This is a genomic window from Rhodococcus sp. AG1013 (assembly GCF_003350365.1).
In the GTDB taxonomy this organism is placed as follows: domain Bacteria; phylum Actinomycetota; class Actinomycetes; order Mycobacteriales; family Mycobacteriaceae; genus Prescottella.
This window is the reverse complement of record NZ_QQAT01000025.1, coordinates 42,497-58,906: the sequence shown is the minus strand read 5'-3', so window position 1 is coordinate 58,906 and position 16,410 is coordinate 42,497. Positions and strand designations below refer to the sequence as shown.

12 protein-coding genes are annotated in these 16,410 nt (G+C 68.4%); 5 read left to right on the top strand and 7 right to left on the bottom strand.

What is annotated here, in order from left to right; all coding sequences use genetic code 11:
* Positions 1-232: 232 nt before the first annotated feature.
* Together DEU38_RS24225 and DEU38_RS24220 are read right to left on the bottom strand one after the other, a co-directional pair.
* The gene (locus DEU38_RS24225; protein ID WP_114723933.1) at positions 233-3,001 is read right to left on the bottom strand and encodes a LuxR family transcriptional regulator; all 2,769 of its coding nucleotides are present in this window, start codon (positions 2,999-3,001) and stop codon (positions 233-235) included.
* Between the two features lie 166 nt (positions 3,002-3,167).
* On the bottom strand, positions 3,168-3,602 hold the full coding sequence (locus DEU38_RS24220; RefSeq protein WP_114723932.1) for an Lrp/AsnC family transcriptional regulator: 435 nt from the start codon (positions 3,600-3,602) through the stop codon (positions 3,168-3,170).
* Between the two features lie 79 nt (positions 3,603-3,681).
* Here DEU38_RS24220 and DEU38_RS24215 point away from each other — a divergent pair, with 79 nt between their 5' ends.
* The 3 genes from DEU38_RS24215 to DEU38_RS24205 all read left to right on the top strand — a co-directional run bounded on the left by DEU38_RS24215 (position 3,682) and on the right by DEU38_RS24205 (position 6,463).
* Positions 3,682-4,428: an AzlC family ABC transporter permease gene (locus tag DEU38_RS24215; protein WP_309473114.1), complete on the top strand. Its 747-nt coding sequence runs from the start codon at positions 3,682-3,684 to the stop codon at positions 4,426-4,428.
* Entirely contained in the window at positions 4,421-4,747 is a 327-nt protein-coding gene (locus tag DEU38_RS24210) for a branched-chain amino acid transporter permease (RefSeq protein WP_114723930.1), read from the top strand. The genes DEU38_RS24215 and DEU38_RS24210 overlap by 8 nt, the downstream gene beginning before the upstream one ends.
* Before the next feature lie 174 nt (positions 4,748-4,921).
* Positions 4,922-6,463, top strand: coding sequence for an acetyl-CoA hydrolase/transferase family protein (locus tag DEU38_RS24205; protein ID WP_181818931.1), 1,542 nt, complete (start codon positions 4,922-4,924; stop codon positions 6,461-6,463).
* 42 nt (positions 6,464-6,505) lie between these two features.
* Here the strand turns inward: DEU38_RS24205 and DEU38_RS24200 are convergent, their stop codons facing one another.
* The 3 genes from DEU38_RS24200 to DEU38_RS24190 all read right to left on the bottom strand — a co-directional run bounded on the left by DEU38_RS24200 (position 6,506) and on the right by DEU38_RS24190 (position 11,793).
* Positions 6,506-8,128 (bottom strand): MFS transporter, encoded by a 1,623-nt coding sequence (locus DEU38_RS24200; protein WP_114723928.1) that lies wholly within the window; start codon positions 8,126-8,128, stop codon positions 6,506-6,508.
* Positions 8,129-8,190: 62 nt separating this feature from the next.
* A complete protein-coding gene (locus tag DEU38_RS24195) occupies positions 8,191-9,258 on the bottom strand; it encodes an SMI1/KNR4 family protein (RefSeq protein ID WP_114723927.1) in 1,068 nt (355 codons plus the stop codon).
* 24 nt (positions 9,259-9,282) lie between these two features.
* A complete protein-coding gene (locus tag DEU38_RS24190; protein ID WP_258558131.1) occupies positions 9,283-11,793 on the bottom strand; it encodes a LuxR C-terminal-related transcriptional regulator in 2,511 nt (836 codons plus the stop codon).
* Positions 11,794-12,078: 285 nt separating this feature from the next.
* Between DEU38_RS24190 and DEU38_RS24185 the strand changes: the two genes are divergently transcribed.
* Complete coding sequence (locus DEU38_RS24185; protein ID WP_114723925.1) at positions 12,079-13,095, top strand: DUF2889 domain-containing protein; 1,017 nt, start codon at positions 12,079-12,081, stop codon at positions 13,093-13,095.
* 213 nt (positions 13,096-13,308) lie between these two features.
* On the opposite strand, the gene DEU38_RS24180 is transcribed toward DEU38_RS24185, so the two are convergent.
* Positions 13,309-14,727, bottom strand: a complete 1,419-nt coding sequence (locus DEU38_RS24180; RefSeq protein ID WP_114723924.1) for a cell wall metabolism sensor histidine kinase WalK — start codon at positions 14,725-14,727, stop codon at positions 13,309-13,311.
* A complete protein-coding gene (locus tag DEU38_RS24175) occupies positions 14,724-15,419 on the bottom strand; it encodes a response regulator transcription factor (protein ID WP_114723923.1) in 696 nt (231 codons plus the stop codon). The genes DEU38_RS24180 and DEU38_RS24175 overlap by 4 nt, the downstream gene beginning before the upstream one ends.
* A gap of 102 nt (positions 15,420-15,521) precedes the next feature.
* Between DEU38_RS24175 and DEU38_RS24170 the strand changes: the two genes are divergently transcribed.
* Entirely contained in the window at positions 15,522-16,409 is an 888-nt protein-coding gene (locus tag DEU38_RS24170; RefSeq protein ID WP_114723970.1) for a D-alanyl-D-alanine carboxypeptidase family protein, read from the top strand.
* Position 16,410: the final 1 nt, after the last annotated feature.

Below are 16,410 nucleotides of genomic sequence, written 5' to 3'. Positions count from 1 at the left end.
GTCACGACTGCGACTCCTGCAAAACGGCCCTTCGACACGGCCCGGGTGGTGTCCGGTGTGCGACGGGCGTGCCCATTATCTACCGGATGTGGCGCGGCGGCGGTGTTGTGAGTCTGGCGCTCGTTAGGTCTCCACGGCGCCGAACGCCCCACGACGGTGGTGACCTGTCGACTTCATGAATGCGGGAGTGGATCTGCTGACACTGTGGGTACGCGCTGCCGCCCGTGGACGCTCAACCGGCCCGGCGGGGATGCCCAGGAGATGTGGCACCGGCCTCGGTGCGCTCTGCCGCTGCGACAGCGAACAGCTCTGCCCGTGAACGGATTCCGAGCTTCCGGAACACCCCGGTCAGTCGCTTCTCGACCGTGCGTTGTGAGATGAACGTTCGACGCCCGATGTCGTGGTTGCGGAGACCCTGGAGCACCAGACCGACGATCTCGTTCTCCTGCTCGGTCAACTGAGCGAGACTCGGGACGGGAGGCTGGTCGGCGGCCGAGGTCTCCCGTGTCACCCTGGCGGCGTCGAGCCATCCCACCGCCCCGATCCGGGCGAACAGCGAACGCGCCGTCCGGCGGTGGTGCCGATACGAGGTGACCTCCGAATCGGCACGCAGTCGATCGGCATAGATCGCATGCGCGCGCGCACGTTCGAGGGTCGGCGCCGGCGCGGTCCGAGGACCCAGTGCCCGTGACAGCGCCATGCGCGCTTCCTCCGGCGACTTCGCGACGAGCAGTTCACCGCGGGCGAGGGTCACGGTGGTGCTGGGCGAGTGTCGGGCGGCCAGGCGCAACCCGAGCGTGCGCAGCACCCGCTCGGCCATCTCGGGCTCGCCCGAGCGTACGAACACTTCGATCAGATCCACTTGTCGTTGCAGCTGCCAGTGTCCACCGACCTGGCCGTCGAGGTCGAAGCTCTGCTCCAGCAACGAAATCGAGGATTCGTAGTCGCCGCGCATCAGGGCGATCTGACCGAGTGCCCACCGCAGGCGCGACTCGTTGGCGCGGTGAGCGTGTGACGACGGTGTCGATCGGATTCGGTCGACGAGGTCGTCGACGTCGTTGAATCGTCCGGAGAGCCCGAGGATCTGGATGCGCTGACACAGGCGCAGGGAGGGCAGACAGTCTTCAGCCGGGACGAGGGATTGGCTTTCGTCCCACAGCAGGCGGGCCGCGTCGATGTTTCCGGCGAACAGCTCGCCGTCCACCTGCAGTGTCATCACAACCGTGCGTTCCACCGGAGAGGTGGCCTGCGTCGAGAGTCGTCCGAGGCTGTTGCCCGCTTCGCTGTGGCGACCGAGCTGCTGCAGCAGGTGCGCCGACATCGCGGACCCCACACGATGGTCGTTCATGCGGTCGGTGACCGCACTCGACGACAGCCGATGGCTCGCGAGCTCCGACGAACCATCGGTAATCGCGAGATGGGCCTTCGCGAGTGACGCGGTCGGTGCCGGGCCGGACTCGCGGAGGTCCGCCGATTCGGCGGCGGCGAGCACGAGGTGCGCCTGTTCCTGCTCGTGTCGACACAGGTGGAGGTAGCCCGCGACGCCGGCGAGCGTGGATGCGGAATGCGGGCATCGAGACGCGAGCGCAGTCACGGTGTTCCGAACCCACTCGTCGTCGAACCGTTCATCCCGCAGATAGCACAGGAAAAGCTGGGTGGCCACGGCGGCGGCGGCCTCATCCGGGCGCAGGAGCTGCGGCTCGATGCAGTCGGCGAACTGAGTGGCGTCGGCGAAGTATCCCCACGAGGTCGCGATTCGTAGCGCATGGGCCACCAGACGCGATTGGTGGGTCTCGTCCGACGTGTCGAGTGTGTCGAGAACCCTGCGAATGGTGTGGATCGCGAGCGCAACCTCTCCGGACTTGGCCAATTCAGCCATCCGGCGGATGATCTCGTCGGTATGCATATCCACCGGCTCGCCGGTGGATACCCGGTTCGCGGCTGCGAGAGCGGGTCGCTCGCGCAGCAACGAGTGGCTGTCGACGACGCGATGGCATTCCACCCGCAGCTTCGGTGGGGCGATCGTATAGATCGCGGCGCGGTCGAGGTGGCTGTGGACGTGCACCTGGTGACGAATCGACTGGATGTGGTCCGCACGCACGAGGGTGGCAATCTCGTGATCCAGGTCGATGTCCGAACCGAACTTCGACCGGAGCGTCTCGACCAGTCGATCGGGCTCCACCGCCCCGGCTATCGACAGCACGGTGAGGGCGGCTCGCTGCGCGGCGGTCAGGCTTGCCACGGTATTGCGCCACCGAGCGGTGCGATTGTGCGCCACCGCAACTGGTGTCGGGAGTACCGAATGTCCGTGGAGCTGGGCTGTGGTCAGATGCTCACACAGCTCCCCGATATCGACGGGGTTCCCGCGGCCGATGCGGTGCAGCTCGATGATTGTGGACAGCGGCGGCCGGCCGCCGGTCGCCGACTCGACGAACGCGCCCGATTCGGCGAGCGTCATCGTGTACATGGGCAGCTGGGGGAGCGCCTGGAGGCGGGGATCGACCCGGGGCCCGGAGGTCAGGACGACGAACACCCGCAACTTCGCGAGGCGTCGAGCCACGTAGCCGAGGATCGCGATACACGACGGCGGTAGGAGGTCGGCGTCGTCAACGGCAATGAGCAACGGGAACTCGCCCGTGTCGAAGGATTCGAGGGCGGACAACACACGGTCGCCGATGATTGCCCCGACATCGTCCACTGCCGGCTTGCGGTCATTGGGGATTGCCCCGACCAGGGCGTCCCCGTCGACCCCGATGCGGGTGAAAAGCGGGAGAAAAGCAGCGAGCGGCGAAAGGTCGGACGCGCGAAGGCCCGTGACGAAGGCGGTCCGGCCCTCGTGCATCCGGTACACCTCGTCGAGAAAGTGGGTGCGCCCGGACCGCCGCGTCCCCGTCACGACGAGCGCCGAGCCCGAGCCTGCGGCGGCGTTCTGGAGACCCTGCTCGATCTGGTGAATGGCCTGTGCCCGCCCGTGGGCGCGCATGCCGAAAGCGATGACCATTGTTTCCGTACTCCTCAGCGCCCCGACGGCCGATGGGTACAAAGCTAGTTACAGACGCGCCCTCGGGCGGGGCGGGAGTGGGGGTGGCGGCAGGGTGAAATATTGCGCGATCTCATCCGGATTGCGCGATTCATCGAAACCGACTGCCCCGGTTCCTGTAAAGTGCTCAACCCTTCAACTTCTTCATCGTCAGGTGCGATTCGATCTTCGAGATGGCCGGCTGTTCCATCAGCTTGGTGCGCAGGAACACCTCGAACGCGTTGAGGTCGGCGACGGCGACGCGAATGAAGTAGTCGGGCAGGCCGATCATGCGGCGGAACTCCACCACCTCGTCGAATGCGCCCACCTCGTTCTCGAACTGCTCGACCGTCTTGCGGTCCTGCGACACGATCTCGGCGTTGACGATCACCTCGCATCCGCGTCCGACAGCGTCCGGGTCGACGACGGCCTGGTAGCCGACGATGACGCCGTCGGCCTCGAGGCGCCGCACCCGCCGCAGGCACGGTGACGGCGTCAGCCCGACCCGATCGGCCAGTTCGGCATTGGTGAGCCGGGCGTTCGAACGCAACTCGCGCAATATTGCGCGATCGAGATCATCCACAGCAGAATATTGCGCCCCATCGGCTCCTGGGGCAATATCCGGCAATCACATGCCATCGATACGGCACTATTATTGCCTCGTGACCAGCGCGTTTCCCGAGCTCCCGGGCCTCGAAGCCTCCCCCGCCGAGTCGCGCCGGTCCGATGTCCGCGCGGCGGCCCGCGACACCGTGTCCGTCGGGTTCGGGTTGTTCCCGCTCGGGCTGGCGTTCGGCCTGTTGCTGGTCCAGTCCGGGTTCGCGTGGTGGTGGGCACCGATCTTCTCGCTCACGATCTACGCCGGCTCGCTCGAGTTCCTCGCGATCGGGCTGGTGCTGGCGGTCACGCCGCTCGCGTCGGTGGCGATGACGACGTTCCTCGTCAACTTCCGGCACGTGTTCTACGGGCTGTCGTTCCCGATGCACCGGGTGCGTGGACGTCTCGCGAAGGTCTACAGCATGTACGCGCTCACCGACGAGGCGTACGCGGTCACCGCGGGCAAGGATCCCGACACCCTGAGCGGTCGCCGCGTCCTCTTCATCCAGGTGTTCTGCCAGCTGTACTGGGTGCTCGGCGGTGTCGTCGGTGCCGTCGTCGGCAACGCGATCCCGATGCAACTCGTCGGCCTGGACTTCGCGCTCACCGCCCTGTTCGTGGTGCTGGCGCTCGACGCGTTCCGCGCCCGCCGGGACATCCCCACCCCGATCCTGGCGCTGCTGAGCGCGCTGGCGGCCCTGGTCATCGCGCGCGAACAGATGCTGATGGTCGCGATGACGCTGTTCGTGGCAGCGCTGATGGTCCGTTTCCTGCTGCACCGCCGGAGCGGGAAGGACGCCGTCGATGCCTGACGTCGCGTACATCCTGACCGCCCTCGCGGTGATCATGGCCGTCACCTTCGCGCTGCGCGCCGTGCCGTTCGCGATCGTCGCCCCGCTGCGTTCGTCGGCGCTGGTGCACTACCTGGGCATACACATGCCGGTGGGCATCATGCTGATCCTCGCGGTGTACACGCTGCGGAACGTCTCGGCGACGCCGTCGTCGCTGGTGCCGGCGGTGGTCGCGCTGGCCGTCACCGTGGGTCTGCACCTGTGGCGCCGTCACGCGTTGCTCAGCATCGTCGGTGGCACCGCGGCTTACATGGTTCTTGGAAACTGGGTGTTCGGCTGAACCGGGGAACGCTGTTCGTCGCGGCGATGTGCACGCTCGTCGCACGTTTCGGGCGCGTCACCGATCTCCGCGCGCATTGCGGAACGAAACCCGCACGTCAGAGACATTTTGATCAATGGAGGCGGACATTTCATCGGCAGGTCGAGAGTTAGCCTTGTCACTGTGACCTCGCGCATGGACGAAGCCGGTTCCCTGTCGAACCCGACCCGGATCCGCAATTCGGGTTTCCGGAACAAGGTGACCTCCGCCGCGGAGGCCGTCAAGTTCATCCACCCCCACGACACCGTCGCGATCAGTGGGTTCGCCAGCGCCGGCACACCCAAGGCGATCATCCCGGCCCTCGCCGACCGCATCCACGCCGTCCGCGGTGCCGGGTCGAACTTCACCATCAACCTCCTGACCGGAGCCTCGGTGTCCGTGGGCACCGAACGCCTCCTCGCCGAGGTCGACGGCATCTCGCTGCGGATGCCGTACCAGTCCGAGCCGACCGCGCGCCGCAACATCAACAGCGGCCGCATGGACTACGTCGACATCCACCTCTCGCACGTCGCGCAGCAGGTGTGGGAGGGCTACTACGGCAACGTCGACGTCGCCGTCGTCGAGGTCGCCGGGATCACCGAGTCCGGCGAGCTGGTCCCGTCCGCGTCGATCGGCAACAACAAGACCTGGCTCGACGTCGCCGACAAGGTCATCCTCGAGGTGAACTCGTGGGTGCCCGACGCGATGGCCGGCATCCACGACGTCTACTACGGCACCGCGCTGCCGCCGTACCGCAAGCCGATCCAGCTGATCTCGGTGGAGGACCGCATCGGCCAGCCGACGCTGCGGGTGGATCCGAACAAGGTGGTCGCCGTCGTCGAGACGAACGCCCGCGACAGCGCGAGCCCGCTGACCCCGCCGGACGAGGTGAGCCAGGCCATCGCGGCACACGTGCTCGACTTCTTCGAGTACGAGGTGTCGAAGGGGCGGCTGCCCGCCGACGGCCTGCTGCCGCTGCAGTCCGGCATCGGCAACGTCGCCAACGCGGTGCTGCAGGGTCTGGATGCCGGACCGCACAAGGGCCTGACGTGCTTCTCCGAGGTGATCCAGGACGGGATGCTGCACCTCATCAAGCACGGCACCGTCCGGTACGCGTCGGCCACGTCGCTGGCGCTGTCGGAGGAGGGCATCGACGAACTGATGTCGAACATCGACTTCTACCGCAAGCACATCGTGTTGCGGCCGCAGGAGATCAGCAACCACCCGGAGATCGTTCGCCGTCTCGGCATCATCGCGATGAACGGCATGCTCGAGGCCGACATCTACGGCAACGTGAACTCGACGCACGTCATGGGCACCAAGATCATGAACGGTATCGGCGGCTCGGGCGACTTCGCCCGCAACGGCTACCTGTCGATGTTCCTGAGCCCGTCCACCGCGAAGGGCGGCGCGATCTCGTCGATCGTGCCGATGGTCCCGCACGTCGACCACACCGAGCACGACGTCCAGGTGCTCGTCACCGAGCAGGGCCTGGCCGATCTGCGCGGGCTCTCGCCGCGCAAGCGCTCGCGCGTCGTGATCGACAAGTGCGCGCACCCCGACTACCGGGCCATGCTGCTCGACTATGTCGACCGCGCCGAGGCGTACCCGTCGGCCGGCCACACCCCGCACCTGCTGGGCGAGGCGCTGTCGTTCCACCAGCGGTTCAACGAGACGGGCTCGATGCGCCCGGAGTGACTGTCGCCCAACGGGATTCTGTGTTCGCGGGCCTGACGGGCCTCACTCGTCGGCGTTCTCCTCGTCGGATCCGACCGGCCTGCGAGGTATCCGCCCGGTGCCGAACAGGGCGGCGACGGCCAGCAGCGCGGCCACCGAGAGCGCGCTCTGCAGGGCCTCGAGCCGGGCGTCGGAGTTCGCGTCGACGACCGCGCTCGCGGTGTTCGGATCCACACCGGCGTCGCGCAGATCGGCGTCGAGTTGGGTGTCGCTGAGGAAGGGCACGCCGCTCGCGAGATCGGTCTCGGCCTGCTGCTGCACGGTTTCGGGGACCCGCGGATCGTTCTGGATTCCGGCGATGATCGACGCGGTGAGGGTCGAGATCAGGACCGATCCGATGAGTGCGGTGCCGAGAGACGCGCCGAGGTTGGTGGCGGTGTTCTGCAGACCACCCACCTCGGCGCTGCGTGCATCGGGCACCGCCGACACGGTGACCGCGCCCAGTTGTGACGCGAGCGCCCCCAGGCCCAGCCCCATCAGGAGCATCGGGACGGCGACGATGCCGGCGTTGGCTCCGGGATTCATGCCGGCCGCGAGGATGAGGATGCCGATGATCATGGACCCCAACCCGAGGCGGACGACGCGTCGCGGCGACGCGTGCGGCCGCACCCGGGGGATACCGACGGCGGCCAGGAGGAGCGCGATCGACAGCGGGAGCAGGCGGATCCCGGTCTGCAGCGCACTGAGTTCGAGGACGACGGACAGGAACAGCGGCACTGCGAAGAAGACACCGGCCTGGACTAGGAACTGCGCGAAGAACATCGTCAGGCCGCCGGACAGTTGCCGGTTGCCGAGCAGGCGGGTGTCGAGAAGCGGTTCCCGCCCCAGCCGGGTCAGGCGCGCCTCCCACCGCATGAATGCGTAGACCACGAGCAGTCCGGACACGACGAGCCAGAACACGGGGGACAGACCGAACATCTCGGGCCCGCCGGGTCGGTTGCGCAGCCAGCCCCATTCGCCGGACCGCAGCACACCGAACACGACGAGTCCCAGACCGAGCACCGACAGCAGCGAGCCGATGATGTCGAGGCGCACCCGGGACGGCGGCGTGTCTTCGATCCGGCGGAGCACCGGCAGGATCACCAGGACCAGGACCACCTCGCCGGCGAAGACGTACCGCCACGATGCAAAGGTGGTCACGGCACCGCCGATCAGCGGACCGGCCGCGACCGCGATCGCGCCGGACGCGGCGACCAATCCGTATGCGCTCGAGCGTCTCTCGGGAGGAAAGTTGGATGCGACCAGCGCGACGATGGCGGGCATGATGAGTGCCGCACCGATGCCCTCGAGTAGCGACCAGCCGATCAGCAGGACCGTGAGATTGGGCGCGAGGGCGGTGGTGAGCGACCCGGCCCCGTAGACGACGAGCCCGATCGCGAACGCCCGGCGGCGGCCCACGATGCTCCCGATCTTGCCGCCGGTGATCATCAGCGTCGCCATCACGAGCGTGTACAGCGTGATCGCCGTCTGGATGCCGGTGATCGTCGTTCCGAGGTCGGACGCGACCATCGCCATCGACACGTTCATGACCGAGCTGTCGAGGGTCATCAGGAACTGACCGGCCGACAGCGTCGCCAGGACGAGTGTCGCCCTGGATCCGATCGACTGCCCGGTGCGTGGGCCCATACCTGATTGAAGCAGGGCGGGTAGGCGCTGCGGTGCGGATCTACCGATACGCGGTTACGCGGTTACAAGGTGCCGGCGACGGCGCGCAGAACCCGGACGAGTTGCGTCGCGTACTCCGGATCGAGCCGGTAGCCCGCGCCCGACGGGACGATGTGCCCGGCCTGAATCCGCGCATCCCACCAGTCGCGCAGGAATCCCTCGGCGTAGCCGCCGGTGCAGAACCCGTACGGATCGTCGACGAAGCGCGTGGTGACCATGAGGGTGTAGCAGGGCCTGGCGTAGTCGGTCTGTCCCTCGGCTCTGTGGACGAAGTCCTCGAACGATGTGGCGGTCGTCAGGTGCGAGTACAGCCAGAACATCGCGTCGTACATCAGGTGCGAGTCGGGGTCGGCGTGCAGCGAGTAGAAGCCCTTCGCCTCCACGATCCGTTCCGCGAGTGCGCGGACGACGGCCTCACCGTCCGGCAGGTCGGCGGCGTCGAGAGCGCGTCGCACGATCGGCGACAGCGTGCCGAGCCGCACCGTCTCGAGGTCGGCGGCGAGGGTTTCCGCGCTGTCGTCGAACTCGTCCTCGCTCACCAGGTTTCGGACGAAAGATGCGAAGTCGGGTGCGACGGGAGTGATCGCGTAGTCGGCCTCCTGGTCGACGTGGACCACGCACGGTTCGCCGGTGGGGCCGCATGCGCGGTAGTCGAGCATGATCTGCTCGTGACCGGCGCTCGGGGTGTCGGCGACGCCGATGCCGATGTCGGGGTAGTCCCATTCGTCGCGCATGAACGCCGAGCCCAGCTCGCCGCACAGCGAATAGGTCGCCGTCCGGCCGATCGCGTAGATGCCGGTGATCTGGATGTGATCCTCGGCCCAACCCGTCGGCTCGTCCGTCGGATGGCACGAGCGCTCGACCATGCCGCCGTTGCGCATCCGCGCCAGCTCCACATAGGAGTCGGGCAGCCGGTAGCCGAGCTCCGCTTCGACCTCCGCGATCAGCGCGTCGCTCGGTGTGGGTTCGAGATAGTTCTCGCAGGAGTAGTCGCCGTCGTTCCAGAACCCCGCGAAGTCGAGGTCGGCGAAGTGTCCGGTGGAGCGGGCCGTGGGGCCTGCCGGCGACGTCGCGCCTAGGGGGTCGTGCATGTCGGGGTTCCTCTCGAACGGCCTTCAGTCGATCAAACCGGTGCGGTACGCGATCTCCAACGCTTCGTCGCGGGAGTGGGCGCCGATCTTCCGGTAGAGCGACCGCAACTGGCTCTTGATCGTATTGGTCGAGACGAACAGCTTGCGGGCCATCTCGACCGTCGACAGACCCACCGCCAGTTCGGCGAGCACGGCCCGCTCGCGCGCGGTGAGGTCGACGTGATGCACGGCCGCCGGGTACATCTCGGGCGCATCGGACGCGAGCAGGACGCGCGCGGTCGACGACGGGTTCGCCGCGGCGGAGTCGAGCGCTGCCAACAACTCTCGCGGCACCGTCGAGAGCGTGCTCACCAGCCCGGCGCGGTCGGCGATGGCGGCCGCGCGTTGCCAGGCCCGTGTCGCGGCGGCGTTCTCACCCAGGGCCCGATGGGCGGCGGCCTCGACGAGCAGCGCCTCCAGTTGGGTGCGGGTGAACGGGTAGCTGAACCAATCGAACTTGCGGCACAGCGCCAGTGCTGCCGCCGGCGCACCGGTGAGCAGGCGGGCGCGGGCCGCGGTCGCCGCGAGGATCGGCTCGTCGGGAGTCTGCGTGGAGAGGACGGACAGCGCCCGGTTGCCTTCGCCGAGCGCCAGGCGCAGATCGACCTCGAGGGCCGTCAGCACCAGATCGATCGTCGATCCCGGGCGCAGCACCGCGGCATGCGATGCGATCGCCCGCTGCAGGACGGCCATTCCGGCATGCGCTTGACCGGCGGCCAACGCGAAGCGTCCGTGCGCATAGGTCACGAACGGCCACAGCTCTTCTCGCCCGGACGCCTCACCCAGCTCGTCGAGCCAGGCGGCCGCCGCCGTGAAGTCCAGCCGGTCCACCGCCACCAGGGTGCGGGCGACGAGACCGCCGACCTTGGCCCGCGGTTCGAGCCAGCCGTCCGGGTCCGGATGGGCGTCCTCGAGTTCGAGCCATTCCGTGGCGCGTCCCGGTTCGCCGACGACAGCCCAGTTCATCGCGGAGTTGCCGGCGGCGTGGCGGGCCCCGACACGGATCCGTTGTGCCAGGGCGCCGCGATGGGCGAGGCGGAGCTCGACCGTGGACTCGGGAAACGCCCCCGCGAGTTGGTAGGTGATCCCCCACTGCAGCCGCATGCCCGGAAGCTGGGGTCCGATCTCGTCGGGCCGGGCGTCCAGTGCCCCGCGGACAAGGTGCGACAGCCGGCGCGTCAACTCCGCAGCGCGCTCGTGCTCGCCCGCCAGCCGCAGCATGAGGGCCTGTACGCAACCGACGGCGAGCGCGTGCTCGGCAGCCGGAGCGGCTCCGGATGTCTCGACGTCCCTCGGATCGTCGGGCAGGACGCTCTCCGGAATCGTGGACTGCGTGTCGAGGGCCGTGAACAGGTCGCGTCCGGCCTTGATCGCGGGACGCGACGCGAGCCGCTCCTCCGGCACTTCACGGAGGACTGCCCGCAGTACGGTGAGATGACTTCCGACGAGACCGACCCAGTGCGTGTCGATCAGATCGATCGCGAGATCCCAGTCACGGGCTTCGGCCGCGTACGCCAGGCCGCCGGCGACGTCCCCTCGTTCCAGCGAATGACGGGCGAGTTTCGTCAGGTTCTGCGCGGGCTGGATGCCGACCGACTCCTGGGCGGCGATCAGCCGGTCCCGGATCGCGGGGGCGAACTCCCAGGCGTCCTCGAACACCGTCTCGCAATGGTTGACGATTCCGGCGGATTCGAGAGACTCGAGACGCCGGGCCGCGTCGTCCACCCCGGTGAGCAGTGTCGCGACGTCCGGAGTGATGACGCGGGCAGATGCCACCGCGATGACGAAATTGCGATCGGCGTCAACCGAAAGGCATGCGAGGACAGTGGAATGCACGTATCGGTCGATCGCGTTGTCGAGCCGATGCGCGAGCAGCGCCCGCCGACCCGCGAGGTCGGGCAGCGTCTTGGCGACCACGACCGCGACACGCATGAGCGCCGGCAACGAGCCGACGCGCTCCAGGATGTACTCCAGTTCGCCCGGCTCGAGCTCGATTTCGGAGTGTGCGAACAGCTCTCGGGCGTCCTCGCGGGTGTAGAGAAGATCGCGCGTGAGAATCAATTCGTGCGTCGGTTCCACACGGATCGGATCGCCGAACAGCGACCGTCCGCACGTGGTCGCGACGATGTTGACGTTGTGGCAGCGGTCGAGCAGGTGGAGGATCTCCTCCTCGATCCGGTCGTCACGAACCAGATCGACCCGCACCAGCACGAGAAGTACCGGCGCCCCGCTCCGCGCAAGGAACTCGCGGACCGACTCGGCCGCCGAGGTGGCATCGCCACCCGGATTCGTCTCCCCGGCAATGACGCCCGCAGTGCGGATCCGATCCATCACCGTGGTCCAGAACGCTTCGGAATCCGGAGTCCCGGTGGGGGCCGGAATCCACAGCACCGCACGGAAGTCCGAACGAGCAGTATCCAGCCAGGACCTGACCAGATCGAGCTTGCCGAACCCCTGTGGCGCGCGAATGACGGTGATCGGAGAGTTGCGATCCAAGCGGGCGAGCAGTCGCTTCCGGGGTGGCGCCCACGTCGAACTGCGGCGCGGAGGGGGGTCGGGACAATGATTGTCTCGACGCTGTCTCATCAAGATCCACCCCCCGTTTCGGTCTCGATTGTGCACGCCGACAGTCATGATGGCGGGCAAACACGGACATCCGCTCCATCAACCTGTCCGAGTCCGATCATTGCAAACCGAAAAGACCGGTCTGTTCGTGACCCTCGTCCCGACGGATGAGACCCCGTCTTGACGGTTTCCGGGTCCCGAGGCACCGTCGTCTGCATGAGCGAGCGCGTACCGGACCCCGCGTTGCACGGTTCCGTGCGCGGACCGCGGGCGGAGGCCCCAGTGGCGCGTGCGACATCGCGTCGGCGCGTGACGTGTCTGGACCTGGACCGGCCCACCGGGATCGGCGGCGCACTCGAACTGTCGGGGCGGGCGTGGGATTTCGAGATCGACGCGGACCGGTTTCCGTCGGTTCGTGAAACCGCTGCTCTCCGAGCAACTGTGGATTACCACCGCGGCCGCGTTCTGACCGGCCTGGAGACCACGCCCGCCGTCCCGGAACTCGCGGGCCTCGTCGGCGAATCCGCAATCTCCGGGTTCCGTGGACGCCTGGGCGCGGTCGTCGCGGGCGGTGCCGTCCGCCGGGATACGCCGCTGGTGTTGCTGCTCGACGACGTGCCGTTGGGCACCCTCATCTCCGGGCACGCGGTGTCCGCGGCGAACGAGTTGGATCCGCAAAGCGGAACTGCGAGTACCGGATACGTTCCCGTCGGTGACCAGTGCGCCGGATACGCCGAACGCGGAGCCCTCATCGCGACGATCGGGGTGCGTGGGCGTAGCCCCGTCGCGGACGGTCCGGTCGCGCCGCGGATCGACGACGCCTTCGGTCGACTGCCGGGCCCGCTCGCCCCGCACTCGATGCGTCGACGTCGGCGCATCGACCGTTGGGTCGCCGACGGCGCGGTGCACATCGACGCGATGTTCCGCGACACCTACGGCCGCGCCGACGGGGTCGAGACCGTGATCCACGAGTACCAGCTCGCGGTGGTCGCGGACGCCGAGACCGGCGTCATCCGGGAGGCCGTCGCGACGCCGCGCGTGCTGCCGTGGTTCGACTGCCCGGGCGCGGTCGCGAGCGCCGGTCGCCTCGTGGGCATGGCGGTGGCAGAGGTGGAGGCGCGGGTCCGGCGTGAGTTCCGCGGTGTCGACACCTGTACCCACCTCAACGATCTGCTGCGGAGCATCGCCGACTGGCCTGTGAGCGACGGGCAGGTGCCCGTTCCGGGCCGGTGACCTGCCGACCCGGAACCTGCGAGCGGACCGTGTTTCTAGCTGCCGAAGCCGCCCAGCCCCCCGCCACCGCCGAGTCCGCCATCCTTCCGTGGCCGGGGCCATGTCGTGATCTCGAACCGCACCGGTCGGTGCTGCACGTTCCAGTAGATGCCCCGACCTCGAGCGGCCCCTGAGGTGAGGATGTGAGTCTCCTGTGTGGGCGGGGTGCGCCGCTCACGTCTCGTTCGCGTGACCGGGAAGCGGGGGCAGTCGGGGCAGCCTGACGGTGAAGGTGTTGCCACCGGAACCCGATGTGACGGTGATGGTTCCGCCGTGCAGGGTGACGTTCTCCTCGACCAGGGCCAGCCCGATGCCGCTGCCCTCGGTGTCGCCACGGGACGCGTCGGCCTTGTAGAAGCGCTCGAACAACCGTCGGCGCTGGTCGTCCGGGATGGGCGGGCCGTGATCGGTGACGGAGAGGACGGCCGTCTCGTCGTCCCCGGTCACGGTCATCACGACCGGTGGTCGTCCGTGGGCGAGCGCATTCGCCACGAGGTTCCCGATCACGATGTCCAGCCGCCGCCTGTCCACGGTGCACCGGACGGGGGTGCCGTCGATCAGCCGCACCCGGTCCTCGAATCCGCGGGTGCCGAGCGATTCCCGGGTCAGTTCAGTCAGATCGTGGACGTGCAGGTCCAGGTCGGCGCGGCCGGTGTCGAAGCGCGAGATCTCGATGACGTCCTCGGTGAGTCGGGAGAGTCGTTCCGTGCCGCGGCTCACGATTCGGGCCGCCCGCGCGGTGTCGGGCTCCATCGACGCCGCGTCGTCCTCGAGGATCTCGGCGACCGCGACGAGCGCGGCGAGTGGCGTGCGGAGTTCGTGGAACACGTCGGCGACGAAGCGTCGCGCGTCGGCCTCCTTGGCCGCGAGGTCGGCGACGGTGCGATCGAGTTCTGCCGCAGTCCGGTTGAACGTCGAGACCAGCTCGGCCAGTTCGTGTCCGGCCGCGGCGGTCAGCTCGCGGCGGGGTGTGCCCGGGACGAGTGATGCGGCCGCCGCGTTGAGTTGGCGCAACGGAAGCACCAGTCTGCGTGCCATCCACAGACCGATCAGGGCGCCGAGGACCGCGACGACGGCGGCGACGGCTGCGGCCCGGCGCTCGAGGCTGTCGATCTGGGACTGGGCCTGCGCGAGGTTGTATACGGCGGTGACCAGCACCGGTTGAGTCAACTCCTCACTGTTCCAGTCGTTCCGGATCTGCCCGGCGACGTAGAAGAGTGGCACGGCGTGCCCGGACTCGCGCTGGAAGACCGGCATCGGGGACTGCTCCACGCGATTCAGCAGCGCCTGCGGCGGGTCGGGGACGTCGAACGGCCAGCTGCCGACCTGGACGTTCCCGGAGCGCGCCACGCTGCCGTCGCCGACAATGGTGAGCTCCGCCAGTTCGCGGCGGGTCGGCTCCGGTCCGATCCAGTCGGAGGCGGCGTCGATGGTGTCGGCGAACCCGTTCAGGATCTGGTCCTGGGCCGCCGAGAAGATGTTGTTGCGCGCCTGGAGGTACACCGCCGCCGAGGCCGCGACCGCGGCGACGAACGCGAGTGCCGAGAGGACCACCACAAGTTGGGCCTGCAGCCCGGGTCTGCGCCAGCTCATGCGACCGGCCCGAATCGGTAGCCGAAGCCGCGTACCGTCTGCACGTACCGCGGTGCCGACGGATCCTTCTCGAGCTTCGCGCGCAACCGCTGCACACAGGCGTCGACGAGGCGGGACCCACCCAGATGGTCGAAGCCCCACACCCTTTCGAGCAGTTGTTCCCGGGAGAACACCTGACCGGGGCGCTCCGAGAGTGCCAGCAGCAGCTGCCACTCGGTGCGGGTGAGAGCGGGCCGACGGGCACCCTCGGTGACCGTCAACGCGTCGCGGTCGATGACGAGGTCGCCGTGCACCTCGCGGGCGGATTCGGGAACCGTGGCTCCGGCCGTGCGTCGCAGTACCGCCTTGATGCGGGCGTCGAGGATCCGCGGCTGAACCGGCTTGACCACGTAGTCGTCGGCCCCGGTTTCGAGTCCCGAGACCACGTCGACGTCCTCGCCGCGGGCGGTCAGCATCACGATCGGGACGGAACTGTCGGACCGGATCCGCCGACACACCTCGAATCCGTCGACGTCCGGGAGCATGACGTCGAGCACCACGATGTCGAACGTTCCGCTCCCCAGCGCGGCGATCCCGGTCGATCCGGAGGCGGCCGGCGTCACCGTGTGCCCGTAACGACCGAGCGCGAGACCGAATGCGTCACGCAGGTTGTCGTCGTCCTCGATCAGCAGCACCGAACTCATGGACCCCATCCTCCGGGCGGGACCGGACGCCACAATGAGCGCCACACGTTGTAGCAGAACGGTGACACAACCCCGGCAGGATCCGAATACACCGCCGCGACGGTGGACGGCATGCACAACCTTCGAAGGGGGCTCGTCCTCCCGATCGCCATCGTGATCCTGCTCGTCGTCGCCGCACTCTGGTTCGTGGATCTGATGGCGGCCCCGGGATCCGGTGGCCCGGTCAGCCTGTACCGACACGGGGCGTCCACCGCGTACGTGCTCGCCGACGACGAGAACGGTCAGGTCCGGGTCGCGAATCCGAAGCAGCGCCCACAACCGACCGCGAGCACCGCGAAGATCATCACCGCGTTGACGGTGTTGGGGAAGGAACCGCTGGCGCCGGGTGAGGACGGCCCCGTCCTGACGATGACGGAGGCCGACGCCGAGCTGTACCGCAGCTACGCCGCCCGCGAGGGTTCCGTGGTGGTGGTCGGGCAGGGACAAGAGCTGACCCAACGGGAGATCCTCGAGGGCATGCTGCTGCCGTCGGCCAACAACCTGGCGGACACCCTCGCCACGTGGGCGTTCGGTTCGCTCGCCGACTACCGGACGGCGGCGACCGGTCTGGTCCGCTCACTCGGCATGACCGCCACCACGGTCGGATCCGACGCGAGCGGGTTCTCGCCTTCGACGACCAGCACCGCGCACGATCTGACGCTGCTCGCCGCGGCCGCGATGCGACACCCCGTGATCGCCGAGATCGTGGCACGGCCCGACGCGGTGATCTCCGGCGTCGGGGTCGTGCGGAACACGAACTGGCTGCTCGGCCGGCAGGGCGTGGTGGGCCTCAAGACCGGCACCACGGACGAGGCGGGTGGGGTCTTTCTCTTCGCCGCGACCGTCGGTGCGCCCGGCCGCCTCGTGGTGGGTGCGGTGCAGGGCGAGGGACGCTCGGCCGACGATGCCATCGACCGAGCGTCCACCCTGCTCACCGAGATCGCGGCGACGGGGAGCTGAC

What these genes read in the sequence shown, in the direction of transcription:
- DEU38_RS24195 (WP_114723927.1), bottom strand. Translation starts at nt 9,258, where the DNA reads ATGCACGACCCCCTAGGCGCGACGTCGCCGGCAGGCCCCACGGCCCGC.
- DEU38_RS24180 (WP_114723924.1), bottom strand. Translation starts at nt 14,727, where the DNA reads ATGAGCTGGCGCAGACCCGGGCTGCAGGCCCAACTTGTGGTGGTCCTC.
- DEU38_RS24225 (WP_114723933.1), bottom strand. Translation starts at nt 3,001, where the DNA reads ATGGTCATCGCTTTCGGCATGCGCGCCCACGGGCGGGCACAGGCCATT.
- DEU38_RS24170 (WP_114723970.1), top strand. Translation starts at nt 15,522, where the DNA reads ATGCACAACCTTCGAAGGGGGCTCGTCCTCCCGATCGCCATCGTGATC.
- DEU38_RS24175 (WP_114723923.1), bottom strand. Translation starts at nt 15,419, where the DNA reads ATGGGGTCCATGAGTTCGGTGCTGCTGATCGAGGACGACGACAACCTG.
- DEU38_RS24200 (WP_114723928.1), bottom strand. Translation starts at nt 8,128, where the DNA reads ATGGGCCCACGCACCGGGCAGTCGATCGGATCCAGGGCGACACTCGTC.
- DEU38_RS24205 (WP_181818931.1), top strand. Translation starts at nt 4,922, where the DNA reads ATGGACGAAGCCGGTTCCCTGTCGAACCCGACCCGGATCCGCAATTCG.
- DEU38_RS24185 (WP_114723925.1), top strand. Translation starts at nt 12,079, where the DNA reads ATGAGCGAGCGCGTACCGGACCCCGCGTTGCACGGTTCCGTGCGCGGA.
- DEU38_RS24210 (WP_114723930.1), top strand. Translation starts at nt 4,421, where the DNA reads ATGCCTGACGTCGCGTACATCCTGACCGCCCTCGCGGTGATCATGGCC.